Genomic DNA, 26,895 nt, shown 5'->3' with positions numbered 1-26,895 from the left:
TGCGCCCTGTCCTTTCGCTTGATGGAGTGGAATCAAATGGAATACACAGTCATGCTGCCGGCGGCGGGAAGCGGCCGGCGGATGGGGGCGGGGGAGAATAAGCTGTTCCTGCCGCTTGCGGGTAAGCCGATCCTTGTCCGGACGCTTTCCGTGTTCCAGCAGGATCCGGACTGCGCCGGCATCATCCTTGCCGTGCGTCCGGACGAACGCGAACGGATCCGGGAGATGCTGGCGTCCCACGGCATCACGAAAGTCACGGCGATGCCGGACGGCGGCGGAGAGCGGCAGGATAGCGTCCGATCATGCATCCGGGCATTCATGGATGCGGGCGGCGCGGACGATGCGGTCGTCATGGTGCATGACGCCGCACGGCCGTTTCTTTCACGCCGGGTGATCCGGGAACTGGCGGAGACGGTAAGGGAACACGGTGCCGCAATCGCGGCGGTACCTTCCAAGGACACCGTGAAGCAGGTGGCGGACGGTATTGTGGAATCCACACCCGACCGGAGCACTGTCTGGCTTGTCCAGACACCGCAGGCGTTCCGTGCGGGCCTGCTGGCCGAAGCAGAGGAAAAAGCGCTGGCGGAAGGTTTTCTCGGTACGGACGAATCGATGCTGGTCGAGCGGCTCGGACATCCCGTCCGCGTCGTCGAGAGCACGTATGATAATCTGAAGATGACGACCAAGGTGGACCTCGCGATCGGCGAGGCGCTGTTGGGACAGCAGGAGGAGATGGAATGATCAGGATCGGACAAGGGTTTGACGTGCATGAATTCGCGGAGGGGCGCCCGCTCATCATCGGCGGCGTGACCATTCCCCATGAGCGCGGCCTCATCGGCCACTCGGATGCGGATGTGCTGCTCCATACCGTAACCGACGCGGCACTCGGCGCAATCGGGAGAGGGGACATCGGTCATCACTTCCCGGACACCGATGAGGCATTCAAGGACGCGGATTCTGCGGTGCTGCTGGAGAAAGTCTGGGCCGACGTTGAAGCGCAGGGCTGGAAGCTCGGCAATGTCGACTGCACGATCATGGCCCAGCGCCCGAAAATGGCGCCGCATATCGACAAAATTCGCGCGCGCATCGCGGAACTGCTTCATGCGGATGTGTCGCAGGTGAACGTCAAGGCGACCACGACCGAAAAGCTCGGCTTTGTCGGCCGTGAAGAAGGCATCGCCGCACTCGCGGTGATTTTATTGGAGAAAGCATAAGGACAGGGCCGCCAGTTTTGCCGGGCGGCCTTTTAAGATAGGGGAGATTAACACCCGGCGCTTTAAAACCGCACGTGCTGTGGTAAAATGGACGGAGCAAACATGTTCGAACGAACAGGAGGAACCATCTATGACACAGGAAGTCCGTGTACGCTATGCGCCAAGTCCGACGGGGCATCTGCATATCGGGAACGCCCGGACGGCGCTCTTCAACTATCTCTACGCACGCCACAACGGCGGCAAGTTCATCATCCGCATCGAGGACACCGACGCGAAGCGCAACATCGAGGGCGGCGAGGAATCGCAGCTCCGCTACCTCAAATGGCTTGGCATCGACTGGGATGAGAGCATTGATGTCGGCGGCGAGTACGGACCGTACCGCCAGTCGGAGCGGAACGACCTCTACAAGGAACTGTACGACGGTCTCCTGGAAAAAGGGCTCGCCTACAAGTGCTACTGCACCGAAGAAGAGCTGGAAGCGGAGCGCGAAGCCCAGCAGGCGCGCGGGGAGATGCCGCGCTACGGCGGCAAGTGCCGCCACCTGACAGACGACGACCGCGCGAAGCTGGAAGCGGAAGGCCGCAAGCCGAGCATCCGTTTCGCCGTGCCGGAAGGCCGCACCTATAAGTTCAACGACATGGTCAAAGATGAAGTGTCGTTCGAATCCGGCGATTTCGGCGACTGGGTCATCGTGAAGAAGGACGGTGTGCCGACCTATAACTTCGCGGTGGCGGTCGACGACCACTATATGAAGATCTCGCACGTGCTCCGGGGGGATGACCACATCTCCAACACGCCAAAGCAGTTGATGATCTATGAGGCGTTCGGCTGGGAGCCGCCGACATTCGGCCACATGACACTGATCGTGAACGAAAGCCGCAAGAAATTGTCGAAACGTGACGAATCGATCATCCAGTTTATCGAGCAGTATGAAGAGCTCGGCTATCTTCCGGAAGCGCTCTTCAACTTCATCGCCCTTCTCGGCTGGTCGCCGAAGGGCGAGGATGAGATCTTCTCGAAGGACGAGTTTATCGAGATGTTCGAAGCGGACCGTCTCTCGAAGTCGCCTGCGCTCTTCGATAAGCAGAAACTGACCTGGATGAACAACCAGTACGTCAAGCAGCTGCCGACCGAAGAAGTTGTAAAGCTGGCACTGCCGCACCTCCAGAAGGCGGGCCGCCTGCCGGAAGAGCTGTCCGCGGACGAGCGTGAATGGGCGGAGCGGCTGATCGCGCTGTATCAGGAGCAGATGAGCTTCGGCGCGGAAATTGTCGAATTGTCCGCCCAGTTCTTTAACGACGATATCGAATACGATGAGGAAGCGAAGACGGTGCTTTCCGGAGAGCAGGTTCCGGAAGTCATGACGGCGTTCAGGGCGAAGCTCGAAGAACTCGAATCATTTGACCCGGCATCGATCAAGGCTGCCATCAAGGCCGTGCAGAAAGAGACGGGCCACAAGGGCAAAAATCTCTTCATGCCGATCCGGGTCGTCACGACGGGCCAGACACACGGTCCGGAGCTGCAGGAAGCGATCTCGCTCCTCGGCCGCGACAAGGTCATCCGGCGCGTCTCGGCGTATGCGGGCTGAATGCATCCCGCGTTTGCCGCATACGGTTTAATCAATTGACATTCCGTGTTCCGCAAGTACAATAGAGGTCAACAAGGAATCAACATACCGAAAGCGACGAAGAGGAGAAGTACGTTGCGCAAGCTCGACAGAGAGGGCCGCCGCCGGCTGAAAGCGGCCCGGGCCGCTGCGCGCGGAAATGCACCTCGGAGCGCCCGAGCCGAAATGAAGTAGGCCGGCCGCCTTGCCCCCGTTACGGGCACCGAGGGGGGAGGGGCGCTTTTTGCTCCTCCCAAACCAGAGTGGAACCGCGCATACCAGGCGTCTCTGTCAGCTGACAGGGGCGCTTTTTGTTTTGTCGGCATTGCCGCCGGATGCCTCCCGCCCGCCTCAGTTTTCGGATATTTGGAGGAATGCCCTACCATGTTCAAGAGGATGAAAGAAGATATTGCGACAATTTTCGACCAGGACCCCGCAGCAAGAAGCTCCTTTGAGATCATTTTGACTTATTCCGGGCTCCATGCGCTCTGGGGCTACCGGATCGCCCACGCTTTCCATAAGAGAGGAATGCGGTTCCTTGCCCGTGCAACCTCCCAAATCTTCCGCTTTCTGACCGGGATCGAGATCCATCCGGGTGCCGTCATCGGACGCCGGTTCTTTATCGACCACGGTTCGGGTGTCGTCATCGGAGAAACATGCGTGATCGGCGATGACGTGACGCTCTACCAGGGCGTCACACTCGGCGGGACCGGCAAGGAAAAGGGCAAGCGCCACCCGACGCTCGGCAACAATGTGCTTGTCGCATCGGGGGCGAAGGTGCTCGGCTCGATCACGCTCGGCGACAACGTCAAGGTCGGAGCGGGATCCGTCGTGCTAAAAGACGTTCCGCCGAATTCGACGGTCGTCGGAATTCCGGGAAGAGTCGTCGTCCAGAATGGAGTCAAGGTGACGCAAAAGCTGGACCACCAAGATATTCCGGATCCGGTTGCGGACAGGTGCGACATGCTGGAAGAAAAGATCAACCGGCTCAATCATGAATTGGAAAAGCTGCAGGAAAAGCTTAAGGAGGTACGGCGATGACCATTCAGATTTTTAATACACTGACCAGAAAGAAAGAACCGTTTGTCCCGATCGAAGAAGGCAAAGTGAAGATGTACGTATGCGGACCGACCGTCTACAACTACATCCATATCGGCAACGCGCGCCCGGTCATTGTTTATGATACCGTCCGCAACTACTTGGAGTACAAGGGCTACGACGTCCACTTCGTTTCGAACTTCACGGATGTCGACGACAAGATCATCAAGGCGGCAAATGAGATCGGAGAAGAAGTCGGAGATCTGACGGAGCGGTTTATCGCCGCTTATTTCGCGGATATCGAGGCGCTCGGGTGCCGCCACGCGGATGACCACCCGCGCGTGACGGACCATATCCGGGACATCATCGACTTTATCGGTGTGCTGATCGACAAAGGTTACGCTTACGAGTCCGGCGGCGACGTCTATTACCGGACGCGGAAATTCGACGGCTACGGCAAGCTTTCCCAGCAGTCGATCGACGAGCTCAAGGTCGGCGCACGCATCCAGCCTGGCGAGAAAAAGGAAGATGCGCTCGACTTTGCCCTCTGGAAGGCCGCGAAGCCAGGCGAGATTTCCTGGGAAAGTCCCTGGGGCACAGGGCGCCCGGGCTGGCACATCGAGTGCTCGGTCATGGCCCGCGAAGTGCTCGGTGACACGATCGACATCCATGCAGGCGGCCAAGACCTGACATTCCCTCACCACGAGAACGAGATCGCCCAGAGTGAGGCGCACAACGACAAGACATTCGCGAACTACTGGATGCACAACGGCTATGTGAACATCGACAACGAGAAAATGTCGAAATCACTCGGCAACTTCATCACCGTCCATGACATCCGGCAGAAAATTGATCCGCAGGTGCTGCGCTACTTTATGCTGACGGTCCACTACCGGAACCCGATCAACTTCTCATCTGAAGTGATCGCTGATGCGGAAAATGCCCTTGAGCGGCTGCGCACGGCGTACCGCAACCTCATGTTCCGCCTTGAACAGACAGCGGACAACGGAGACCAGGCGGATATCTGGCTCCATAAGGTCAAGGAGGCGCAGAAAGCGTTTGAAGACGCGATGGACGATGACTTCAACACGGCAAACGCCGTTGCGGCATTGTTTGACCTGACCCGCCTGTCGAACACTTACCTGAATGAGCAAAACACACAGAAGGATGTGCTCCAGGCGTTCCTCGGCACGTTCAGCAAGCTGGCGGGCGTTCTCGGCATCTCGATTGAGACTGCGGATGAACTTCCGGGCGAAGAAGTCGATGCACTGATCGCCGAGCGTGAAGAAGCCCGAAAAAACCGTGACTTCAAGCGCGCCGACGAAATTCGCGATCATCTGCTGAACCAGGGAATCATTCTCGAGGACACCAGGCAGGGCGTCCGCTGGAAGAGGGGCTGATCGGATGGCCGGAATCAGTGACGGCGACATCCGCCAGCTAAACGGACTCGCACTAGCCTACATGGGTGACGCGGTCTACGAGGTAGCCGTCCGTGAGCACCTGATCCGTTCTGGACGGGCGAAGCCGAACACGCTTCACCGGCTGGCAACAGGCTATGTATCGGCGAAGTCCCAGGCGGCAATCATCCTCTCGATGGAAGAGGGCGGGTTCCTCGATGAAGCGGAATCCGCAGTTGTCCGCCGGGGACGGAACGCCAAATCGGGACATGCCCCGAAAAACACGGACGTGCAGACGTATAATTACAGCACGGCATTCGAGGCGCTGGTCGGCTATCTGCACCTGCTCGGCAAAAAGGAGCGGCTCGAAGAAGTGATCCTGTACGCCATCGGCTTTGCCGAATCGAAAGGAGGGGAAGTGCGGTGACTAACCGTGAAGAAGAAATCATTGCGGGACGCAATCCCGTGCTTGAGGCGCTGCGCTCCGGGCGTCAGCTGAACAAGGTCTGGATTGGAGAAGGGATGCAGAAGGGCTTTGCATCGGACATCCGCCGGCTCGCAAAAGAATCCGGCACGGTTGTCCAGCAGGTGCCGAATAAAAAGCTCGACCAGCTGACCGATCTGACCCACCAGGGCGTTGTCGCTTCCATCGCCGCCTACGACTACGCGGAGATGGACGATCTGTTCCGCAGGGCCGAAGAGCGCGGGGAAGACCCATTTTTCCTCATCCTGGACGAGCTTGAGGATCCGCATAACCTCGGTTCAATCCTCCGGACGGCTGACGCATCGGGCGTGCACGGCGTCATCATCCCGAAGCGGCGATCCGTCGGCCTGACCGGCGTGGTCGCCAAGGCATCGACCGGCGCAATTGAGCATGTCCCGGTCGTGCGGGTCGGCAACATGGCGCGGGCTGTGGACGATCTGAAAGACCGCGGCGTCTGGATTGCCGGAACTGATGCCAAGGGCAATGCGGATTACCGCAACATGGATGCGGGCCTGCCGCTTGCCGTCATCATCGGCAGCGAGGGCCGCGGCATGAGCCGCCTCCTCCGGGACAAATGCGACTTCCTGTACAGCCTGCCGATGGTCGGGCATGTCAATTCCCTGAATGCCTCCGTCGCGGCGGCGCTCCTCATGTACGAAGTGTTCCGCAAGCGTGATGCAGAAGGCGGTCAGTGATGGACGTCCTGATTGTCGATGGCTACAACATCATCGGCGCCTGGCCTGAGCTGACAAAGCTCCGGGATACCCGGCTTGAAGATGCCCGTGACCTGCTTGTCGAGATGATGGCGGAATACCGGGCGTACACGGGCTGGCGGGTGATTGTCGTCTTCGACGCGCAGTACGTCCCGGGCATCCCGAAGCCGGAGCGGCGCAGGGATGTCGAGGTCCTTTACACCAGGGAGAACGAGACGGCCGACGAGCGCATCGAGCGCCTGGCTTCAGAGCTCGGCAGCCGGCGCACACGGGTGCATGTCGCCACATCGGACTATACCGAGCAGCGCGTCATCTTCGCTCAGGGTGCCCTCCGGAAATCTGCCCGGGAGCTTCGGCTCGAAATGGGCGAGGTCCGCGAAGGCATTGCGAAACGTGTGCGGGAAATCCGCGAAAAACGGCCGTTCTCCAAAATCCCGCTCAGTGACGACGTGGCCGAAATTTTCGAAAAATGGCGGCGCGGACTAAAATGAGCGGTTGACGACAATATTTTCCTTCCTGTAAACTTGTCATTAAACTCGAGGGGGACCGGGGTGATCTGAAATGATGATTGACAGCCGGAAAGAGGTTTTGGGGGAAGCATTTGAAAGTAACAGCGATGAGTCTCTTGTCGAGCTGGTACATGCAGGAAGGTCTGACGCGCTCGATTACCTCATCAGGAAGTATCATTATTTCGTCCGGATGAAAGCGCGCTCTTACTTTCTTGTCGGCGCAGACCGGGAAGACATCATACAAGAGGGGATGATCGGCCTGTACAAGGCGATCCGCGACTTCCGTGCGGACAAGCTCAGCTCGTTCCGTGCGTTCGCGGAGCTTTGCATTACGCGGCAGATCATCACGGCGATCAAGACTGCGACGCGCCAGAAGCACATTCCGCTTAATTCGTCGGTATCGCTGGACAAGCCTGTCTACGAGGATGAGTCTGAGCGGACGCTTCTTGACATGCTGACCGGGCCGGAGCTGGATGACCCGGCTGATCTCATGGTCCACCGGGAGGATTTCCACCGGCTTGAGGAAGAGGTCAACAATGTCCTCAGCACACTGGAGCGCCAGGTGCTCGCCCTTTATCTTGAAGGGCGCAGCTACCAGGAGATTTCCGATAAGCTCGACCGCCAGGTGAAGTCGATTGACAACGCTCTCCAGCGGATCAAGCGGAAGCTGGAGCAGCACCTTGCCGCAGGGGCGCGCAGGTAGGCCCCGGGCTCGTTGACAGCCTGTGAAGCAGGTGGTAGGCTGGAAACGGACCGGTCCGCGGATCGGCTGCACGGCCGTCTTTACCCGGCGGCCGGCGGAAATCATGATCGACGCCGGAGCTTCCGGTGACACAGCCACACTCGACTTAGACATTTATAATCCGGAGGTTTTACGATAAATGGGCAAGATTCGTGAGTTTTTCAGCGGCGTCGTCTCCGAGATGCGGAAGGTCAGCTGGCCGAAACGAAAAGAACTGACCAAGTATACGGTCGTCGTTCTTTCGACGGTCGTTTTTATGGCTCTGTTCTTCGTAGTCATCGACCTCGGCATTTCGGAACTGTTCCGTTGGTTCCTGAGCATCTGACTCAGACTGTCTGAATACATGGCCACAATAGCCCGTCTGGAGAACCGAACGGGCTTTTTCATTTTGCTGAAGTTACCGGGACGGGTTGCATCTGCCGGATGGGGGTACACTCTTTGGAGGAACCGCGTCCGGAGAGCAGTGTTCCCGGCGCTCAGTCGTTCATATGGAAGTGAAAGGGAGGGACGGACGGCCAGTCCGATCGAATGGAGAAAAATTGGTACGTGGTGCACACCTATTCCGGGTACGAGAACAAGGTGAAGGCGAACCTCGAAAAACGGGTCGAAACGATGGGGATGCTTGATAAGATCTTCCGCGTCATCGTCCCGGAAGAACAAGAAACAGAGCTGAAGGACGGCAAGAAAAAGACCGTCATGCGCAAGACCTTCCCAGGATACGTTCTCGTCGAGATGATCATGACGGACGACTCCTGGTACGTTGTGCGGAACACGCCGGGCGTAACGGGCTTCATCGGCTCGTCGGGCGGTGGTGCAAAACCGACGCCGCTCATGCCGGATGAAGTCGACTTCATCCTCCGCCAGATGGGCATGAAGGAAGCCAAGGTCGAAATGGACATTGAAGAAGGCGAACTCGTTGAAGTGCTGGAAGGGCCGTTCGCGAGCTTCCAGGGCACGGTCGAGGAAGTCGACCCATCCAAGGGCAAAGTCAAAGTCGCCGTCGAGATGTTCGGCCGCGAAACGAAGATGGAACTTGATTTCGTCCAGATTCGTAAAATTTGACATTCCGCTTGCAAGCGGGCACTGTTAGTGGTATCATTCCATAGGTCAGGCCTAAAATAGGTCTGCTGCGGATCAACCGTATTCTACCGGCAATGCCGGCAGACACATATGAGTGGGAGGGGCAACCCTATTACCACATCACGGACTTTAAGGAGGTGCGTCTCGTGGCTAAAAAAGTAAGCAAAATCGTTAAACTGCAAATCCCTGCAGGTAAAGCAAACCCGGCACCACCGGTCGGACCGGCACTCGGTCAGGCAGGTGTAAACATCATGGGCTTCTGTAAGGAATTCAACGCACGGACATCTGACCAGGCAGGTCTCATCATCCCTGTTGAGATCACGGTTTTTGAAGACCGCTCGTTTACATTCATTACAAAAACTCCGCCGGCTGCCGTTCTTCTGAAGAAAGCAGCAGGCATCGATAAGGCGTCCGGCGAACCGAACAAAAACAAGGTTGCCGTCGTCAAGCGTGATAAAGTCCGCGAAATCGCGGAGACTAAAATGCCTGACCTCAACGCCGCTTCTGTTGAAGCAGCAATGCAGATGGTCGAAGGCACGGCCCGCAGCATGGGCATCACGATCGAAGACTGATTCTTTCACTTGATGTTGTTCTGTTACAGGAGGGTTGCGCCCGTTCTACGCGAACGCCGCAATCCTTTTTCGTGGGAGGGTTAATCCGCTATAACCACAATCAAGGAGGAAACAAACATGGCTAAAAAAGGCAAGAAGCTCGTAGAAGCGGCTAAAAAAGTAGACCGCGAACAACTCTACGGCGTAGAAGATGCAATCGTGCTCGCTAAAGAAACGAGCACTACTAAATTCGACGCTACTGTCGAAGTCGCTTTCCGTCTCGGAATCGACACTCGTAAAAACGACCAGCAAATCCGCGGCGCAGTCGTCCTTCCGAACGGAACGGGCAAAACGCAAAAAGTCCTCGTTTTCGCAAAAGGCGAAAAAGCGAAGGAAGCGGAAGCAGCAGGTGCTGATTATGTAGGCGAAGCGGACTACGTCCAAAAGATCCAGCAAGGCTGGTTCGACTTTGACGTCGTCGTTGCAACTCCTGACATGATGGGCGAAGTCGGTAAACTTGGCCGCGTCCTCGGACCAAAAGGCCTCATGCCGAACCCTAAGACAGGCACAGTTACATTCGATGTAACGAAAGCTGTCCAGGACATCAAAGCAGGTAAAGTGGAATACCGCGCCGACAAAGCCGGCATCATCCACGCGCCAATCGGAAAAGTTTCGTTCGATAACGAGAAGCTCATCGAGAACTTCGAAACCATCTTCGAAACGATCCAGAAGGCGAAACCTGCAGCTGCAAAAGGCACTTACATGAAGTCCGTCAACGTGACGACTACAATGGGCCCTGCAGTGAAAATCGATGCGGCAAACGTCGTCATCAAAAAATAATCATTGACAACAGATATGGCGGTCTGGTAAGATTGCCGATGTTGTGAATATCGTTTGTACCGTAGACAGCAGGGGCGGCATGCCGCTTAAACTTCCCTGCCGAGGACAAAGACGTGCTTGATTCAAATGAAGCCGACTTTATGCCCTGTGTCTGCGTTCGCGGATACAGGGCTTTTCCGTTTAGATGCGGTATAAATGAGCTACTCTAACAGGAGGTGTTGACATGAGCAAGATTCTCGAACAGAAACAAGCGCTCGTCGATGAAATCAGCGGCAAGCTGAAAGAAGCGGCATCCGTCGTCGTCGTGGACTATCGCGGCCTCAACGTGGCGCAAGTGACTGAGCTGCGTAAACAGCTCCGCGAAGAAGGCATCGAATTTAAGGTATACAAGAACTCGATGACACGCCGCGCGGCTGAAGCATCAGGCCTCGAAGCACTCAACGAGTACATGACAGGCCCGAACGCAATCGCGTTCTCGACAGAAGACGTTGTTGCTCCTGCGCGGATCATCAATAACTTCGCGAAGGAAAACGATGCGCTTGAGATCAAAGCGGGCGTCATCGAAGGCAACGTTGCAACGCTGGAAGAAGTCAAGGCACTGGCAGAACTCCCATCCCGGGAAGGTCTCCTCTCCATGGTCCTCAGCGTCCTCCAGGCGCCGATCCGCAACTTCGCACTCGCTACGAAGGCAGTTGCAGACCAGAAGGAAGAGCAAGGCGCATAATTCCGCAGCCTGAGCCAACGGAACGCGGCATCGCCGCATAAAATAAATCGATCTATTAGGAGGAAACATCAATGAGCAACGAGCAAATCATTGAAGCGATCAAAGAAATGACGGTCCTCGAACTGAACGACCTTGTCAAAGCTATCGAAGAAGAATTCGGCGTAACAGCAGCAGCACCTGTAGCAGTTGCAGGCGCAGCAGGCCCTGTAGCAGAAGAAAAAACTGACTTCGACGTTGTCCTGACTTCCGCAGGCGACCAGAAGATCAAAGTCATCAAAGTTGTCCGCGAAATCACGGGCCTTGGCCTGAAAGAAGCGAAAGCGCTCGTAGACGAAGCGCCGAAGCCACTCAAAGAAGGCGTAGCGAAAGAAGAAGCAGAAGAAATGAAAGCGAAGCTCGAAGAAGTCGGCGCAGGCGTCGAACTCAAGTAATTCCAGCTTCCTATACAAAAAAGCCCGTCTCAACTCGACGGGCTTTTTTATTCATGTCCGAGGGGTATGATAGGGGCAAAGGCAGCCGGTTTCGGCCGGACACCATCTTCACGAACGGAGGCGACGGGCATGGCGGACCATTACTATTCGAAAAACCCGGGTGCCGGGAGTGCACCGAAGACCTGGACGGCAACGCTCCGCGGCATCCCGTTCCGTTTCAAGACGGATGCGGGCGTATTCAGCAAGGAAAGTGTTGATTTCGGCTCAAGGCTCCTGATCGATACGTTCAGGGAGCCGCAGGTTCCGGGGAATGTCCTGGATATCGGCTGCGGCTACGGACCGGTCGGGCTGACGGCGGCGAAGCTGCTGCCGGACAGGACCGTCCATATGGTTGATGTGAACAGCCGGGCGCTTGATCTTGCGCGCGAAAATGCCGGCGCAAACGGCGCCGGCAACACGGAGATCTATGAAAGTGATGCGGGAGCGGATGTGCGCGGGACCGGGTTTGCAGCCGTCCTGACGAATCCGCCCATCCGTGCAGGCAAGGATACCGTCTTCCGGGTCTACGAAGATGCCTGCCGCCTTCTCGCCGAAGGGGGCGAGCTCTGGGTCGTCATCCAGAAAAAACAGGGCGCCGCATCCACCGAGAGGAAGCTTCAGGAGCTTTTCGGAAATGTTGTGGCCGAAGAAAAGAAAAAAGGTTACTTCATCTACAGGTCGGTTAAAAAATGACTTGACAAACATTGACTTGACAAATATTCAATGATAGTATAATAAAATGCACAAATAAAATTGAGGTCGTGTGCCCTTTTGACTGAAGTGCCTCCGGCTGCCCTGGCGGCATCCGGGGCCGGATAAATCGTACCGTATAGTCCGGCTCTTCAATTGGGAATACTGGCCTGGTATGGAATAAGCCTGGTGAAACCGAAAATGAGCTTCTGCATCGGACTCGTTTTCTTTTTGTCTTTTCGGATATCATACATCAATTTGCCGGCATCCGCAAAGACCCATTATCGCTTTAATTGAGGGGTGAATCAGTTGACAGGTCAACTAGTTCAGTACGGTCAACATCGTCAGCGCAGGAGTTTTGCGCGGATCAGTGAGGTGCTTGAGCTCCCGAATCTGATCGAGATCCAGACGAAGTCCTATGAATGGTTCCTTGAGGAAGGCCTGCGGGACATGTTCCGCGACATTTCTCCGATCGAGGACTTCACGGGCAATCTTTCGCTTGAATTCGTCGACTACAGCCTCGGCGAACCGAAGTATTCAGTCGGCGAGTCGAAAGAGCGCGATGCGACGTACGCGGCACCACTCCGCGTCAAGGTCCGCCTCCATAATAAAGAAACCGAGGAAGTAAAGGAGCAGGATGTCTTCATGGGCGATTTCCCGCTCATGACGGACAACGGGACATTCATCATCAACGGCGCGGAACGCGTCATCGTCTCCCAGCTCGTGCGCTCCCCGAGCGTCTACTTCCACGACAAGACGGATAAAAACGGCAAGCGCGGATTCGGGGCGACAGTCATCCCGAACCGCGGTGCATGGCTCGAATACGAGACGGACGCGAAAGACGTCGTCCACGTCCGCATCGACCGCACGCGCAAACTGCCGGTCTCTGTCCTTCTGCGTGCGCTCGGTTTCGGCTCGGATCAGGAGATCATCGAGCTGATCGGGGATAACGAATATCTCCAGAACACACTTGAGAAGGACAGCACCGAAAGCACTGAAAAAGCACTCCTTGAAATCTATGAGCGCCTCCGCCCGGGCGAGCCGCCTACGGTCGAGAGCGCGAAGAACCTGCTCTACTCCCGCTTCTTCGATCCGAAGCGCTACGATCTTGCCAATGTCGGCCGCTACAAGATGAACAAGAAGCTCAGCATCAAAAACCGCCTCCTCAACCAGACGCTCGCAGAAGCGATTGCTGATCCGGAGACGGGCGAAATCATTGCGGAAAAGGGAACGCTGCTCGACCGCCGCGAACTCGACCGCATTATCCCGTTCCTCGAGCAGGGCGCCGGCTATGAAACACTTGAGCCGGTCGGCGGCGTACTCGATGAGGATATTACGATTTCTTCCGTGAAGATTTATGCGCCGAACAGCGAAGATGAGAAAGTCATCAACGTCATCGGCAATGCAGATATCGAAGAAGAAGTGAAGCATGTCACGCCGGCGGACATCGTCGCGTCGATCAGCTACTTCTTCAACCTGCTTTATCAGGTCGGCACGACCGATGACATCGACCACCTCGGCAACCGCCGTCTCCGTTCGGTCGGGGAACTGCTGCAGAACCAGTTCCGCATCGGCCTTTCCCGTATGGAGCGCGTGGTCCGCGAACGGATGTCGATCAACGATACACAATCTATTGTGCCTCAGCAGCTGATCAATATCCGTCCGGTCATCGCATCGATCAAGGAATTCTTCGGCAGCTCCCAGCTGTCCCAGTTCATGGACCAGACAAACCCGCTTGCGGAACTGACGCACAAGCGCCGCCTCTCCGCACTCGGACCGGGCGGGCTCACACGTGAGCGCGCCGGCATGGAAGTCCGTGACGTCCACTATTCTCACTACGGCCGCATGTGCCCGATCGAGACGCCGGAAGGCCCGAACATCGGGCTGATCAACTCGCTCTCGACGTATGCGAAAGTAAACAAGTTCGGCTTCATCGAAACGCCGTACCGCCGCGTGGATCCGGAGACGGGCCTCGTCACCGACCGGATCGATTACCTGACGGCCGACGAAGAGGACAACTATGTCGTCGCCCAGGCGAACGCGCCGCTCGATGAAGAGGGCCGCTTCGTGAACGAGGAAGTCGTCGGCCGCTTCCGGGGTGACAACTCCGTGTTCAAGCGCGAATCGATCGACTACATGGACGTTTCGCCGAAACAGGTTGTCTCGGCAGCGACGGCCTGCATTCCGTTCCTTGAGAACGACGACTCGAACCGTGCCCTCATGGGTGCGAACATGCAGCGTCAGGCAGTTCCGCTCCTTAATCCGGAAGCGCCGTTCGTCGGTACCGGAATGGAGTACGTGTCTGCGCGTGACTCGGGCGCGGCGATTGTCTCGAGGCACCACGGAATCGTGGAGCACGTCGAGGCGAAAGAAGTCCGTGTCCGCCGCATCGAAATGGTGGACGGCAAAGAAGTCAAGGGCGACCTCGACATCTACCGTTTTGAGAAATTCATCCGTTCCAACCAGGGGACATGCTATAACCAGCGTCCGATCGTCAAGGTCGGCGACCGCGTCGAGCCGCTTACCGTACTGGGTGACGGCCCGTCGATGGAAGAGGGCGAGCTTGCGCTCGGCCGCAACGTCCTTGTCGCGTTCATGACATGGGACGGCTTCAACTACGAGGATGCCGTCATCATGAGCGAGCGCCTGGTGAAGGACGACGTGTATACATCGATCCATATCGAAGAATACGAATCCGACTCCCGCGATACAAAGCTCGGACCTGAAGAGATCACACGCGACATCCCGAACGTCGGGGAAGACGCGCTCCGCAACCTCGATGAGCGCGGCATCATCCGCGTCGGTGCGGAAGTGCGCGACGGCGACATCCTCGTCGGCAAGGTCACGCCGAAGGGCGTCACCGAGCTGACGGCGGAAGAGCGGCTTCTTCACGCCATCTTCGGCGAGAAGGCACGCGAAGTCCGCGACACCTCGCTCCGCGTTCCTCACGGTGCTGGCGGAATCGTCCTCGACGTCAAAGTGTTCAACCGCGAAGACGGCGACGAGCTTGCACCGGGTGTGAACCAGCTTGTTCGCGTCTACATCGTCCAGAAGCGGAAAATCTCCGTCGGCGACAAGATGGCAGGCCGCCACGGGAACAAGGGTGTTATCTCCCGGATCCTTCCTGAAGAGGACATGCCGTTCATGCCGGACGGTACGCCGGTTGACATCATGCTTAACCCGCTTGGCGTTCCTTCCCGGATGAACATCGGACAGGTGCTCGAGCTTCACCTCGGCATGGCTGCCCGTTACCTCGGCCTTCATATGGCATCACCGGTCTTCGACGGCGCCAACGAAGAAGATGTCTGGGAGACCATGGAAGAAGCCGGCATGGACCGCTCGGGTAAGACGACCCTCTACGACGGCCGTTCCGGCGAGCCATTCGACAACAAAGTGTCGGTCGGCATCATGTACATGATCAAGCTTGCCCACATGGTCGACGACAAGCTCCACGCCCGTTCGACCGGGCCATACTCCCTCGTCACGCAGCAGCCGCTCGGCGGTAAGGCGCAGTTCGGCGGACAGCGTTTCGGGGAGATGGAAGTCTGGGCGCTTGAAGCGTACGGCGCAGCCTACACGCTCCAGGAAATCCTGACGGTCAAGTCTGACGATGTCGTCGGACGCGTGAAGACCTATGAGGCGATTGTCAAAGGGGAGAACATCCCGGAACCGGGCATCCCTGAATCGTTCAAGGTTCTCATCAAGGAGCTCCAGTCCCTTGGCCTCGATGTCAAGATGCTGACGGAAGACTATGAGGAGATCGAGCTCCGCGACCTCGACGAAGACGAAGACCTGCAGCCGACTGATGCGCTGAACATCCTGCCGGCCAACGAGCAGGAAACGATCGGGGCCGAATAACGCGGATGAAGGAAGCAGCGGGGCGGCACTGCCGCCCGGGACGCTGCAATGCCATGAACGGTGAGCCTGTTCAGATTGAGACTAAAGGGAGGTAGGCTCCTTGATAGATGTAAATAATTTCGAGTATATGAAAATCGGCCTCGCGTCCCCGGACAAAATCCGGTCGTGGTCATACGGCGAAGTCAAAAAGCCGGAAACGATCAACTACCGGACACTGAAGCCGGAGAAAGACGGCCTGTTCTGCGAACGGATCTTCGGACCGACAAAGGACTGGGAGTGCCACTGCGGCAAGTACAAGCGCGTCCGCTACAAGGGCGTCGTCTGTGACCGCTGCGGCGTAGAAGTGACTCGTGCAAAAGTCCGCCGCGAACGCATGGGCCATATCGAGCTTGCGGCTCCGGTATCCCATATCTGGTACTTCAAAGGAATCCCGAGCCGTATGGGGCTTCTGCTCGACATGTCCCCGCGCTCGCTTGAGGAAGTCATCTATTTCGCTTCCTATGTCGTGACCGACCCTGCGGACACCGGGCTTGAGCGCAAGCAGCTCCTGTCCGAACGCGAATACCGTGCGTACCGCGAAAAATACGGCAGCAAGTTCTCTGCGCTCATGGGTGCGGAGGCGATTGAGAGGCTTCTTAAGCAGATCGATCTCGACAAAGAGGCCGACGCGCTGAAAGAAGAGCTCAAGACGGCACAGGGCCAGCGCCGCACACGCGCCATCAAGCGCCTGGAAGTCGTCGAATCGTTCCGCCATTCGGGCAACCGCCCGGAATGGATGATTCTCGAAGTGCTTCCGGTCATCCCGCCGGAACTCCGCCCGATGGTCCAGCTGGACGGCGGCCGCTTCGCGACATCCGACCTGAACGACCTGTACCGCCGGGTGATTAACCGGAACAACCGCCTCAAGCGCCTGCTTGACCTCGGCGCACCGGGAATCATCGTCCAGAACGAGAAGCGGATGCTGCAGGAAGCCGTCGATGCCCTCATCGACAATGGCCGCCGCGGACGTCCGGTGACCGGTCCGGGCAACCGCCCGCTCAAGTCCCTTTCGCACATGCTGAAGGGTAAGCAGGGCCGTTTCCGCCAGAACCTTCTCGGGAAGCGTGTTGACTACTCCGGCCGTTCCGTTATCGTCGTCGGGCCGAACCTGAAGATGTACCAGTGCGGCCTGCCGCGCGAAATGGCGATCGAGCTGTTCAAGCCGTTCGTCATGAAGGAGCTTGTCGAACGCGGGCTTGCGCACAACATCAAGAGTGCGAAGCGCAAGATCGAACGTCTTCATTCGGACGTCTGGGATGTCCTTGAGGAAGTCATCAAGGAACACCCGGTCCTCCTGAACCGCGCACCGACGCTTCACCGCCTCGGAATCCAGGCATTCGAGCCGACCCTTGTCGAAGGGCGCGCCATCCGTCTCCATCCTCTCGTATGTACGGCCTATAACGCCGACTTCGATGGTGACCAGATGGCGGTCCACGTGCCGCTTTCTGCAGAAGCCCAGGCGGAAGCCCGCCTTCTGATGCTTGCGGCACAGAACATCCTGAACCCGAAGGACGGGAAGCCGGTCGTTACGCCTTCCCAGGACATGGTCCTCGGGAACTACTACCTGACGCTCGAGCGCAAAGGCGCAATGGGCGAGGGAATGGTCTTCAGCAACTCGGACGAAGTGATGGTCGCCTACCAAAATGGCTTCGTGCACCTGCACAGCCGCATCGCCATCCATGCGTCATCGCTGAACAACCCGACATTCACTGAAGAACAGAACCGCCAGCTGCTCATGACGACGGTCGGCAAGGTCATCTTCAACGAGATTCTTCCGAAGTCGTTCCCGTACATCAACGAGCCGACAAACCACAACCTGCAGGTCGAAACGCCTGAAAAGTACTTCATCGATCCGACTGATGATGTCAAGGCGAAGATCGGGGAAGCAGAGCTTGTCCAGCCGTTCAAGAAGAAAATCCTTGGAAACATCATCGCCGAGATCTTCAAACGGTTCCACATCACGGAAACGTCGAAGATGCTCGACCGCATGAAGGACCTCGGATTCAAATACTCGACCCGTGCCGGCATCACAATCGGCATCTCGGACATCGTCGTCCTGCCGAACAAGGGGGCAATCCTCCAGGAGGCGCAGGACAAGGTCGACAAGGTCACGAAGCAGTTCCGCCGCGGTCTTATTACCGAAGAGGAACGGTACGATCGTGTCATCTCTTACTGGTCCCAGGCCAAGGACACCATCCAGTCCCTGCTGATGGAGTCCCTCGAGAACACGAACCCGATCTTCATGATGTCCGACTCCGGTGCCCGGGGTAACGCATCGAACTTCACGCAGCTCGCAGGGATGCGGGGCCTCATGGCCAACCCGGCCGGCCGGATCATCGAGCTCCCGATCAAGTCGTCGTTCCGTGAAGGCCTCACCGTCCTCGAGTACTTCATCTCGACACACGGTGCACGTAAAGGTCTTGCCGATACGGCACTGAAGACAGCCGACTCGGGTTACCTGACACGCCGTCTGGTCGATGTTGCCCAGGACGTCATCGTACGCGAAGACGACTGCGGCACGGACCGCGGACTCGAAGTGAGCGCGCTCACCGAAGGTACGGAAATCATCGAAACACTTGATGAGCGGATCATCGGCCGCCACGCGAAAAAATCGGTGCGCCATCCGGAAACGGGCGAAGTGTTCGTCGAGCGCGACGGGCTCATCACCGAGGACATCGCGCGTGCGATCCTGGATGCGGGCGTCGAGACCGTCACCATCCGTTCCGCGTTCACATGTAACACAAAGCACGGCATCTGCAAGAAGTGCTACGGCATGAACCTGGCGACAGGCGAAGCGGTCGAAGTCGGCGAAGCAGTCGGCATCATTGCGGCACAGTCGATCGGGGAGCCGGGCACGCAGCTGACGATGCGTACGTTCCACACAGGCGGTGTTGCCGGAGACGACATCACCCAGGGTCTTCCGCGAATCCAGGAAATCTTCGAATCACGGAACCCGAAAGGCCAGGCGGTCATTTCGGAGATCGACGGTGTCATCACCGAGATCGACGAAATCCGCGAAGGCCAGAAGGAAATCACCGTCACCGGCGAAGTCGAGACACGCAAATATACGCCGCCGTATAATGCGCGCCTCCGCTTCGGCCTGAACGACACCGTCAAGCGCGGCGAAGCGCTGACCGAAGGGTCCATCGATCCGAAGCAGCTCATCGTCGTCAAGGATGTCAAGACCGTCCAGGAATACCTGCTGAAGGAAGTCCAGAAAGTCTACCGGATGCAGGGCGTTGAGATCAGCGATAAGCACGTCGAGGTCATGGTCCGCCAGATGATGCGCAAAGTCCGCGTCATCGAAGCCGGCGAAACCGATCTTCTTCCGGGCACGCTGCTCGACATCCACCAGTTCACGGAAGCGAACTTCGATGCGATCCGCGACGGCCGTCTGCCTGCGACAAGCCGCCCGGTGATCCTCGGAATTACAAAGGCGTCTCTCGAGACGGAATCCTTCCTCTCGGCCGCCTCGTTCCAGGAGACGACCCGCGTCCTCACCGACGCCGCCATCAAAGGCAAGATGGACGAACTCCTCGGACTCAAGGAGAACGTCATCATCGGGAAACTCGTTCCTGCCGGTACCGGCATGCAGCGCTACCGTCAGATCGAAATGGCCTACGAAGGCATGGAAGAACAGGAAGAAACCGCAGCAGCGGAATAATCCTTGCAAAACCCCCGGGAAGCCCAGCGCTTCCCGGGGGTTTTTGTTTGGGGCGGGCAGGGAATAATGGAGGGAGACTGGGAGAATCAGAGTTTCGTCTGGGCCAGACGGATGATCCAGGCGGAATCGCAGTTCGCAGCCGGAAACCGTACGGGGGAGCAAGGATTCACGGGATCACCTGCAGCCTTCGGAACTCACCACTTTACCTATACAATCAGCCTTTACTTCGCACCCGAAAAAATGATATGTTTTTTATTGACATCCCGTATCAGGGATGATAATATGTTCAAGGTTGAGAGTTGACTTTTGGTTCCTTGGAGGAAATGGCATGTCTCATGGACAAGCGAATCAGAAACAGACGATCATCGGTATAAAGCAGGCAGTAAAGGCGCTCCGGAAGGGCCTGGTGCGGGAAGTGATTCTCGCTTCGGATGCTGACGGGCGGCTGATCGGCGACGTTCTGTCCCTTGCGGAAGAGAACGGGATTCCGGTACGCTATGAAGGCACGAGGAAAGACCTCGGCCGGGCATACGGAATCGATGTCGGCGCATCGGTCATCGCCATTACTGAGTAGGTTTTTGCGTCATGCTGCGCAAAGACTTTGTTTTTACCCCTAAAATGAACCACCTGGATGTGTGGTATTAAAAAGAACTGAAGGGAGGACCCTATCGATGCCTACAATTAACCAACTGGTCCGCAACCCGCGCAAGTCGAAAGCGACCAAGTCGAAGTCTCCGGCACTCGGGAAAGGTTACAACAGCTTCAAGAAATCTCTTACAGATGTGAACTCGCCTCAAAAGCGCGGTGTCTGCACACGTGTCGGCACTATGACGCCTAAGAAGCCGAACTCCGCGCTTCGTAAATACGCTCGTGTCCGCCTGACGAACACGATCGAAGTCAACGCGTATATCCCTGGCGAAGGCCACAACCTGCAAGAGCACAGTGTTGTCCTGATCCGTGGCGGCCGTGTTAAAGACCTTCCGGGTGTCCGCTACCATATCGTACGCGGCGCCCTCGATACAGCCGGCGTTCAAGGCCGTATGCAGAGCCGTTCCCAATACGGCGCGAAGAAGCCAAAAGAGAAAAAATAATCACCTTTTAAAAGGTGCCTTAAAGTTTGAAAGGAGGAACACACATGCCTCGTAAAGGTCCAGTAGCAAAACGTGACGTGTTGCCTGATCCGCTGTATAACTCGAAGCTCGTGACACGTCTTGTAAACAAAATCATGGTAGACGGCAAGAAGGGTACTGCCCAGAAAGCCCTCTACGGCGCATTCGAACTCGTCCGTGAGCGTTCCGGTAAGGATCCTCTGGAAGTATTCGAAGCAGCTCTTGAAAACATCATGCCAGTTCTCGAAGTCCGTGCCCGCCGTGTCGGTGGCGCGAACTACCAGGTACCGGTTGAAGTCCGCCCGGACCGCCGTGTCACACTCGGCCTCCGCTACCTCGTCAACTACTCCCGCCTGCGCGGTGAGAAGACGATGGAAGAGCGCCTGGCAAACGAGATCCTTGATGCATCCAACAACACTGGTGCATCCGTGAAGCGTCGCGAAGACCTTCACAAGATGGCGGAAGCGAACAAAGCATTCGCTCACTACCGCTGGTAAGTTCAAGCCGAAGTCCACTCTATTCCGACATAACAGGAGGAGAAACACATTATGGCTAGAGAATTCTCCTTGGAGAACACTCGTAACATCGGGATCATGGCTCACATCGATGCCGGTAAGACTACGACAACTGAGCGTATTCTTTATTACACAGGTAAAATTCACAAACTCGGCGAAACGCACGAAGGTGCTTCCCAGATGGACTGGATGGAGCAGGAGCAAGAGCGCGGAATCACGATTACATCCGCTGCAACGACTGCTGCTTGGAAAGGCCACCGCGTCAACATCATCGACACGCCTGGACACGTCGACTTCACAGTTGAAGTTGAACGTTCCCTCCGCGTACTTGATGGTGCGGTAACGGTCCTTGACGCCCAGTCCGGCGTTGAGCCTCAGACAGAGACTGTATGGCGCCAGGCAACCACTTACGGCGTACCGCGTCTCGTATTCGTCAACAAGATGGACAAAACAGGTGCTGACTTCCTGTATGCCGTCAAGACGCTTCATGACCGCCTCCAGGCGAACGCTCACCCGATCCAGCTTCCGATCGGCGCTGAAGATGAATTCCGCGGAATCATCGACCTCGTCGAGCAGAGAGCCATCATGTATGGCAATGACCTCGGCACGGATACCGAAATCACTGAAATCCCTGCTGAGTATCAGGATCAGGCTGATGAGTACCGCGAAAAGCTCATCGAAGCACTCGCGGAGTTCGACGAAGAGCTCATGGAAAAATACCTCGGCGGCGAAGAACTCTCTGTTGAAGAGATCAAAGCAGCCATCCGTAAAGCGACACTCGCGGTAGAATTCTACCCGGTTGTCCTCGGTACGGCGTTCAAGAACAAAGGTGTCCAGCTCGTCCTCGACGCAGTTGTCGACTACCTCCCGTCCCCGCTGGACATCCCGGCAATCGACGGCACAGACCCTGAAACAGGCGAAGCAATGGAACGCCATGCTGACGACAGCGAGCCGTTCTCGGCACTCGCGTTCAAGGTCATGACTGACCCGTTCGTCGGTAAGCTGACATTCTTCCGTGTCTACTCCGGTGTCCTTCAGTCCGGTTCTTACGTTCAGAACTCGACAAAAGGCAAGCGTGAGCGCGTCGGCCGGATCCTGCAGATGCACGCGAACTCCCGTGAGGAGATCTCCGAAGTGCACGCAGGTGAAATCGCCGCTGCCGTCGGCCTGAAAGACACAGGCACAGGCGACACGCTCTGCGACGAGAAAGCACTCGTCATCCTTGAGTCGATGGAATTCCCTGAGCCGGTCATCTCGGTTGCAATCGAGCCGAAGACCAAAGGCGACCAGGACAAGATGGGTATTGCCCTCGGCAAGCTCCAGGAAGAAGACCCTACATTCCGCGCGCATACTGACCAGGAAACTGGTGAAGTTATCATTGCGGGTATGGGTGAACTTCACCTCGACATCATCGTTGACCGCCTCAAGCGCGAGTTCAAGGTTGAAGCGAACGTCGGCGCGCCTCAGGTATCCTACCGTGAGACGTTCCGCCAGACCGCAAATGTCGAAGGTAAATTCGTACGCCAGTCCGGCGGCCGCGGTCAGTTCGGCCACGTCTGGATCGAATTCTCGCCAAACGAAGAAGGCGCCGGCTTCGAGTTCACGAACGGCATCGTCGGCGGTGTTGTTCCGCGTGAATACGTCCCTGCTGTTGAAGCGGGTGTCAAAGACGCACTCGAAAACGGTGTCGTTGCAGGCTTCCCTGTTATCGACGTCAAAGCCAAGCTCTTCGACGGTTCTTACCACGATGTCGACTCCAGCGAGATGGCGTTCAAGATCGCCGCTTCCATGGCAGTCAAGAACGCAGTATCGAAGGTCAACGCTGTACTTCTTGAGCCGATGATGAAAGTTGAAGTCGTCATCCCTGAAGAGTACATGGGCGACATCATGGGCGACATCACTTCCCGCCGCGGACGCGTCGAAGGTATGGAAGCTCGCGGAAACGCTCAAGTCGTTCGCGCGATGGTTCCTCTTTCCGAAATGTTCGGCTATGCGACATCGCTCCGCTCGAACACTCAGGGCCGCGGTACATTCTCGATGGTGTTCGATCACTACGAAGAAGTTCCAAAGTCCATAAGAGAAGAAATCGTTAAAAAAGTTAAAGGTGAATAATTGAAATTCCCCTTTGTTTCAAGTATAACTAACGTATAAGATATGGAGGGTGGGGAAGTGTGACTTCCCCGCGGACCATACCAACTATCTCTTACATTTAAGGAGGATTTTCCTAATGGGTAAAGAAAAATTCGATCGCTCCAAAACGCATGCTAACATCGGTACAATCGGTCACGTTGACCATGGTAAAACAACTCTGACTGCTGCAATCGCGACAGTTCTCGCGAAAAAAGGCGGCGGTGAAGCACGTTCGTACGCGGACGTTGACAACGCTCCTGAAGAAAAAGAGCGCGGAATCACAATCAACACATCCCACATCGAATATGAAACAGATAGCCGCCACTACGCTCACGTTGACTGCCCAGGTCACGCTGACTATGTCAAGAACATGATCACTGGTGCAGCTCAGATGGACGGCGGAATCCTCGTTGTATCCGCAGCTGACGGCCCAATGCCACAAACTCGTGAGCACATCCTCCTGTCCCGTCAGGTTGGTGTTCCTTACCTCGTCGTATTCCTTAACAAGTGCGACATGGTTGACGACGAAGAACTCCTCGAGCTCGTTGAAATGGAAGTCCGTGACCTCCTTTCCGAGTACGACTTCCCTGGCGATGACGTTCCTGTCATCAAAGGTTCTGCTCTGAAAGCCCTCGAAGGCGAAGCTGAGTGGGAAGATAAAATCGTTGAGCTCATGGACGCAGTTGACAGCTACATCCCAACTCCAGAGCGCGACACTGAAAAGCCATTCATGATGCCTGTCGAGGACGTCTTCTCGATCACAGGCCGTGGTACAGTTGCAACCGGCCGTGTAGAACGTGGCCAGGTTAAAGTCGGCGACACTGTTGAAATCATCGGTCTTGCTGAAGAAGCAAAATCGACTACAGTAACAGGCGTTGAAATGTTCCGTAAGCTTCTTGACTATGCAGAAGCAGGCGACAACATCGGTGCGCTTCTCCGTGGTGTTGCACGTGAAGACATCCAGCGTGGCCAAGTTCTTGCAAAGCCAGGCTCGATCACTCCACACACTAGCTTCAAATCCGAAGTTTACGTTCTGTCCAAAGAAGAAGGTGGCCGTCACACGCCATTCTTCTCCAACTACCGCCCACAGTTCTACTTCCGTACAACTGACGTAACTGGCATCATCACGCTTCCAGAAGGCGTTGAAATGGTTATGCCTGGCGACAACATTGAAATGACAGTAGAACTGATCTCCCCAATCGCGATCGAAGAAGGTACTAAATTCTCGATCCGTGAAGGTGGCCGCACAGTTGGTGCTGGCGTCGTAGCTTCTATCCAGAAGTAATTTTGAAATGATGTAAATCGAATACCGGAAACGGGCCGGCCTGATCAGCCGCTCCGCTTCCTATGTCCAGACGTGGACATGGACCTCCGCCCAGACGTGGGCGGGGGTCTTTTTTTTATTTCAGGGAGTATTCGGCCATATGCTGCAATGATGAATAGGCCCTCTTGCGGGCCTTCAGTGAATGAAATCGGTGCGTCTCCTGCATGGGTTGCCTCTGTTCATCTGAATAGGACGCAGTTGATAAAAAAATTTAAATTAAATTTTTAAAAGCGCAGAATGCGATATATCAACGTTTGCAAACGGTTACAGACCAAAACTTATTCTAAATTGCACAAAAACTTGGAAAAAGCGACTTGACGCAATATTTCAAGCAAGTTATGATGTGTTCAATTCATTTTGAGAGACGGCAAAAGAGTTCGGCCAGCAGCCGCTCCGCCTCCATTAAGAGGAGAGATATTTTATGCGAAGCGACATGATAAAAGTAGGAATAGATCGGGCACCGCACAGGAGCCTTCTGTATGCAGCGGGCGTCAAGGCGAAAGACATGGGCAAGCCGTTCATCGGCGTGTGCAACTCCTACGTCGACATCATCCCGGGGCATATGCACCTGAACAAATTCGCAGAGGTCGTAAAAGATGCGATCCGCGAAGCAGGCGGCGTCCCGTTCGAGTTCAACACGATCGGCGTTGACGACGGGATTGCAATGGGCCACATCGGGATGCGCTACTCGCTTCCGAGCCGGGAAATCATCGCGGATGCAGCCGAGACGGTCGTGAATGCACACTGGTTCGACGGAGTGTTCTACATCCCGAACTGTGACAAGATCACACCCGGGATGCTGATGGCAGCTGTCCGGACCAACGTCCCGTCGATCTTCGTATCGGGCGGTCCGATGGAAGCCGGAGTCGATTCTAACGGCAATCAGCTTTCCCTCACATCCGTGTTTGAAGGCGTGGGCGCCTACAAGCAAGGCACGATGTCGGAGACACAGCTTCTCGAGATCGAGCAGAGTGCCTGCCCGACGTGCGGCTCCTGTTCGGGGATGTTCACCGCCAACTCGATGAACACCCTCATGGAGATGATGGGCGTCGCTCTTCCTCAGAACGGAACGATCGTGGCGACTTCGGATCATCGTAAGGATCTGATCTATGAAGCAGCCAAGCAGCTGATCCGCATGGTCGAGGAAGACGTAAAGCCGCGCGACCTCGTCACAGAAGAAACCATCGACGACGCATTCGCCCTGGACATGGCGATGGGCGGATCGACGAACACCGTCCTTCATACACTCGCCATCGCACATGAGGCAGGCATCGACTACGACCTGAAAAAGGTCAATGAGATTGCTGAGCGAGTCCCTTATCTGTCCAAGCTCATGCCTGCATCGGACTACTCGATGCATGATGTGCACCTTGCCGGGGGCGTCAGTGCGATCATCCGTGAACTGTGTGACATCCCGGGTGCTATTCACCCGAACCGGATGACGGTCACCGGCAAAACACTATTTGAAAACGTGAAAGACAGCAAAATCCTGAATGACCAGGTCATCCGGCCAAAAGAAAACCCGTATAGTCCGGTGGGCGGCCTATCCGTCTTATACGGGAATGTGGCACCGGATGGCGGCGTCATCAAGGTCGGTGCAGTCGATCCTTCGATCAAGGTATTTGAAGGCGACGCAATCGTCTTTGAATCTCAGGAAGACGCCCTCCAGGGTATCGATGACGGCACGGTCCAAGAGGGGCATGTGGTCGTCATCCGGTACGAGGGTCCGAAAGGCGGACCGGGGATGCCTGAAATGCTCGCACCGACATCCGCAATTGTCGGACGGGGACTCGGCACAAAAGTCGCACTCATCACAGACGGACGGTTCTCGGGAGCATCCCGCGGCATCGCTGTCGGCCATATTTCGCCGGAAGCGGCGGAAGGCGGGCCAATCGGCCTGGTGGAAAACGGCGACGTCATTGAAATCGACCTCGTTAACCGCAAGATTGAACTCAAGGTCCCGGAAGACGTACTGGAAGAGCGGCGCAAGAATGTGAAGCCGTTTGAACCGAAAATCAAGACGGGCTATCTCGCCCGCTACTCAAAATTGGTCACATCCGCCAACACCGGCGGCGTCATGAAAATCTGACGGTGACCGCTTAAATCGAACCAAAGCGCAGAAGAGGCAAAAGGGAAGGACCCCTGCATTTACCAGAGAGCCGGAACCGCTGGAACCCGGCAATGCAGCCCTGACCGAC

The 26,895-nt window shown here is 56.4% G+C and carries 24 protein-coding genes and 1 other annotated feature; all 24 genes read left to right on the top strand.

From position 1 onward, the window contains the following. Positions 1-36 precede the first annotated feature (36 nt). The 24 genes from ispD (at position 37) to ilvD (ending at position 26,786) form a co-directional block, all read left to right on the top strand. On the top strand, positions 37-741 hold the full coding sequence (ispD, locus tag AV656_RS12850; RefSeq protein WP_063182577.1) for a 2-C-methyl-D-erythritol 4-phosphate cytidylyltransferase: 705 nt from the start codon (positions 37-39) through the stop codon (positions 739-741). Then, complete coding sequence (gene ispF / locus AV656_RS12845) at positions 738-1,214, top strand: 2-C-methyl-D-erythritol 2,4-cyclodiphosphate synthase (RefSeq protein ID WP_063182575.1); 477 nt, start codon at positions 738-740, stop codon at positions 1,212-1,214. Before ispD ends, ispF begins: the two co-directional genes overlap by 4 nt. 130 nt (positions 1,215-1,344) lie before the next feature. Next, the gene (gene gltX / locus AV656_RS12840; protein ID WP_063182573.1) at positions 1,345-2,802 is read left to right on the top strand and encodes a glutamate--tRNA ligase; all 1,458 of its coding nucleotides are present in this window, start codon (positions 1,345-1,347) and stop codon (positions 2,800-2,802) included. Positions 2,803-3,186: 384 nt separating this feature from the next. Beyond that, a complete protein-coding gene (gene cysE / locus AV656_RS12835) occupies positions 3,187-3,861 on the top strand; it encodes a serine O-acetyltransferase (protein WP_419865559.1) in 675 nt (224 codons plus the stop codon). Then, the gene (cysS, locus tag AV656_RS12830; protein ID WP_063182569.1) at positions 3,858-5,258 is read left to right on the top strand and encodes a cysteine--tRNA ligase; all 1,401 of its coding nucleotides are present in this window, start codon (positions 3,858-3,860) and stop codon (positions 5,256-5,258) included. Before cysE ends, cysS begins: the two co-directional genes overlap by 4 nt. A gap of 4 nt (positions 5,259-5,262) precedes the next feature. Then, positions 5,263-5,682 (top strand): Mini-ribonuclease 3, encoded by a 420-nt coding sequence (locus tag AV656_RS12825; RefSeq protein ID WP_063182567.1) that lies wholly within the window; start codon positions 5,263-5,265, stop codon positions 5,680-5,682. Next, a complete protein-coding gene (gene rlmB / locus AV656_RS12820; RefSeq protein ID WP_082818740.1) occupies positions 5,679-6,434 on the top strand; it encodes a 23S rRNA (guanosine(2251)-2'-O)-methyltransferase RlmB in 756 nt (251 codons plus the stop codon). Before AV656_RS12825 ends, rlmB begins: the two co-directional genes overlap by 4 nt. After that, the gene (locus AV656_RS12815) at positions 6,434-6,943 is read left to right on the top strand and encodes an NYN domain-containing protein (protein ID WP_063182563.1); all 510 of its coding nucleotides are present in this window, start codon (positions 6,434-6,436) and stop codon (positions 6,941-6,943) included. Before rlmB ends, AV656_RS12815 begins: the two co-directional genes overlap by 1 nt. A gap of 70 nt (positions 6,944-7,013) precedes the next feature. Beyond that, a complete protein-coding gene (gene sigH, locus AV656_RS12810) occupies positions 7,014-7,664 on the top strand; it encodes an RNA polymerase sporulation sigma factor SigH (RefSeq protein ID WP_197462254.1) in 651 nt (216 codons plus the stop codon). 178 nt (positions 7,665-7,842) lie between these two features. Beyond that, positions 7,843-8,028, top strand: a complete 186-nt coding sequence (secE, locus tag AV656_RS12805; RefSeq protein ID WP_063182561.1) for a preprotein translocase subunit SecE — start codon at positions 7,843-7,845, stop codon at positions 8,026-8,028. A gap of 203 nt (positions 8,029-8,231) precedes the next feature. Then, a complete protein-coding gene (gene nusG / locus AV656_RS12800) occupies positions 8,232-8,765 on the top strand; it encodes a transcription termination/antitermination protein NusG (protein WP_063182559.1) in 534 nt (177 codons plus the stop codon). Between the two features lie 164 nt (positions 8,766-8,929). Then, a complete protein-coding gene (gene rplK, locus AV656_RS12795) occupies positions 8,930-9,355 on the top strand; it encodes a 50S ribosomal protein L11 (RefSeq protein WP_143020570.1) in 426 nt (141 codons plus the stop codon). Between the two features lie 117 nt (positions 9,356-9,472). Continuing rightward, complete coding sequence (gene rplA, locus AV656_RS12790; protein ID WP_063182557.1) at positions 9,473-10,174, top strand: 50S ribosomal protein L1; 702 nt, start codon at positions 9,473-9,475, stop codon at positions 10,172-10,174. A gap of 41 nt (positions 10,175-10,215) precedes the next feature. Next, positions 10,216-10,361, top strand: a sequence feature (ribosomal protein L10 leader region). A 36-nt stretch (positions 10,362-10,397) separates the two neighbouring features. Then, positions 10,398-10,898 (top strand): 50S ribosomal protein L10, encoded by a 501-nt coding sequence (gene rplJ / locus AV656_RS12785; protein ID WP_063182555.1) that lies wholly within the window; start codon positions 10,398-10,400, stop codon positions 10,896-10,898. A gap of 71 nt (positions 10,899-10,969) precedes the next feature. Beyond that, entirely contained in the window at positions 10,970-11,329 is a 360-nt protein-coding gene (gene rplL / locus AV656_RS12780; protein WP_063182553.1) for a 50S ribosomal protein L7/L12, read from the top strand. Positions 11,330-11,458: 129 nt separating this feature from the next. After that, positions 11,459-12,061, top strand: coding sequence for a class I SAM-dependent methyltransferase (locus AV656_RS12775; RefSeq protein WP_063182551.1), 603 nt, complete (start codon positions 11,459-11,461; stop codon positions 12,059-12,061). 306 nt (positions 12,062-12,367) lie between these two features. Then, a complete protein-coding gene (rpoB, locus tag AV656_RS12770; RefSeq protein WP_063182549.1) occupies positions 12,368-15,916 on the top strand; it encodes a DNA-directed RNA polymerase subunit beta in 3,549 nt (1,182 codons plus the stop codon). A 100-nt stretch (positions 15,917-16,016) separates the two neighbouring features. After that, positions 16,017-19,619: a DNA-directed RNA polymerase subunit beta' gene (gene rpoC / locus AV656_RS12765; protein ID WP_063182547.1), complete on the top strand. Its 3,603-nt coding sequence runs from the start codon at positions 16,017-16,019 to the stop codon at positions 19,617-19,619. A gap of 328 nt (positions 19,620-19,947) precedes the next feature. After that, positions 19,948-20,193, top strand: a complete 246-nt coding sequence (locus AV656_RS12755; RefSeq protein ID WP_063182543.1) for a ribosomal L7Ae/L30e/S12e/Gadd45 family protein — start codon at positions 19,948-19,950, stop codon at positions 20,191-20,193. Positions 20,194-20,290: 97 nt separating this feature from the next. Then, positions 20,291-20,710 carry a 30S ribosomal protein S12 gene (gene rpsL / locus AV656_RS12750; protein WP_008298903.1) on the top strand — a complete coding sequence of 140 codons (420 nt, stop codon included), beginning with the start codon at positions 20,291-20,293 and terminating at the stop codon, positions 20,708-20,710. 44 nt (positions 20,711-20,754) lie between these two features. Next, a complete protein-coding gene (gene rpsG, locus AV656_RS12745; protein WP_063182541.1) occupies positions 20,755-21,225 on the top strand; it encodes a 30S ribosomal protein S7 in 471 nt (156 codons plus the stop codon). A gap of 51 nt (positions 21,226-21,276) precedes the next feature. Beyond that, on the top strand, positions 21,277-23,355 hold the full coding sequence (gene fusA, locus AV656_RS12740; protein WP_063182540.1) for an elongation factor G: 2,079 nt from the start codon (positions 21,277-21,279) through the stop codon (positions 23,353-23,355). Between the two features lie 115 nt (positions 23,356-23,470). Then, complete coding sequence (gene tuf, locus AV656_RS12735) at positions 23,471-24,658, top strand: elongation factor Tu (RefSeq protein WP_063182538.1); 1,188 nt, start codon at positions 23,471-23,473, stop codon at positions 24,656-24,658. 460 nt (positions 24,659-25,118) lie between these two features. Further along, positions 25,119-26,786 carry a dihydroxy-acid dehydratase gene (ilvD, locus tag AV656_RS12730; protein ID WP_063182536.1) on the top strand — a complete coding sequence of 556 codons (1,668 nt, stop codon included), beginning with the start codon at positions 25,119-25,121 and terminating at the stop codon, positions 26,784-26,786. Positions 26,787-26,895 lie beyond the last annotated feature (109 nt).

Source organism: Bhargavaea cecembensis (assembly GCF_001619585.1).
Taxonomy (GTDB): domain Bacteria; phylum Bacillota; class Bacilli; order Bacillales_A; family Planococcaceae; genus Bhargavaea; species Bhargavaea cecembensis_A.
The sequence above is the reverse complement of the archived record's forward strand: the minus strand, read 5'-3'. Positions and strand labels throughout refer to the sequence as shown.

What these genes read in the sequence shown, in the direction of transcription:
- ispD (WP_063182577.1), top strand. Translation starts at nt 37, where the DNA reads ATGGAATACACAGTCATGCTGCCGGCGGCGGGAAGCGGCCGGCGGATG.
- ispF (WP_063182575.1), top strand. Translation starts at nt 738, where the DNA reads ATGATCAGGATCGGACAAGGGTTTGACGTGCATGAATTCGCGGAGGGG.
- gltX (WP_063182573.1), top strand. Translation starts at nt 1,345, where the DNA reads ATGACACAGGAAGTCCGTGTACGCTATGCGCCAAGTCCGACGGGGCAT.
- cysS (WP_063182569.1), top strand. Translation starts at nt 3,858, where the DNA reads ATGACCATTCAGATTTTTAATACACTGACCAGAAAGAAAGAACCGTTT.
- AV656_RS12825 (WP_063182567.1), top strand. Translation starts at nt 5,263, where the DNA reads ATGGCCGGAATCAGTGACGGCGACATCCGCCAGCTAAACGGACTCGCA.
- AV656_RS12815 (WP_063182563.1), top strand. Translation starts at nt 6,434, where the DNA reads ATGGACGTCCTGATTGTCGATGGCTACAACATCATCGGCGCCTGGCCT.
- sigH (WP_197462254.1), top strand. Translation starts at nt 7,014, where the DNA reads ATGATGATTGACAGCCGGAAAGAGGTTTTGGGGGAAGCATTTGAAAGT.
- secE (WP_063182561.1), top strand. Translation starts at nt 7,843, where the DNA reads ATGGGCAAGATTCGTGAGTTTTTCAGCGGCGTCGTCTCCGAGATGCGG.
- nusG (WP_063182559.1), top strand. Translation starts at nt 8,232, where the DNA reads ATGGAGAAAAATTGGTACGTGGTGCACACCTATTCCGGGTACGAGAAC.
- rplA (WP_063182557.1), top strand. Translation starts at nt 9,473, where the DNA reads ATGGCTAAAAAAGGCAAGAAGCTCGTAGAAGCGGCTAAAAAAGTAGAC.
- rplJ (WP_063182555.1), top strand. Translation starts at nt 10,398, where the DNA reads ATGAGCAAGATTCTCGAACAGAAACAAGCGCTCGTCGATGAAATCAGC.
- rplL (WP_063182553.1), top strand. Translation starts at nt 10,970, where the DNA reads ATGAGCAACGAGCAAATCATTGAAGCGATCAAAGAAATGACGGTCCTC.
- AV656_RS12775 (WP_063182551.1), top strand. Translation starts at nt 11,459, where the DNA reads ATGGCGGACCATTACTATTCGAAAAACCCGGGTGCCGGGAGTGCACCG.
- AV656_RS12755 (WP_063182543.1), top strand. Translation starts at nt 19,948, where the DNA reads ATGTCTCATGGACAAGCGAATCAGAAACAGACGATCATCGGTATAAAG.
- rpsL (WP_008298903.1), top strand. Translation starts at nt 20,291, where the DNA reads ATGCCTACAATTAACCAACTGGTCCGCAACCCGCGCAAGTCGAAAGCG.
- rpsG (WP_063182541.1), top strand. Translation starts at nt 20,755, where the DNA reads ATGCCTCGTAAAGGTCCAGTAGCAAAACGTGACGTGTTGCCTGATCCG.
- fusA (WP_063182540.1), top strand. Translation starts at nt 21,277, where the DNA reads ATGGCTAGAGAATTCTCCTTGGAGAACACTCGTAACATCGGGATCATG.
- tuf (WP_063182538.1), top strand. Translation starts at nt 23,471, where the DNA reads ATGGGTAAAGAAAAATTCGATCGCTCCAAAACGCATGCTAACATCGGT.
- ilvD (WP_063182536.1), top strand. Translation starts at nt 25,119, where the DNA reads ATGCGAAGCGACATGATAAAAGTAGGAATAGATCGGGCACCGCACAGG.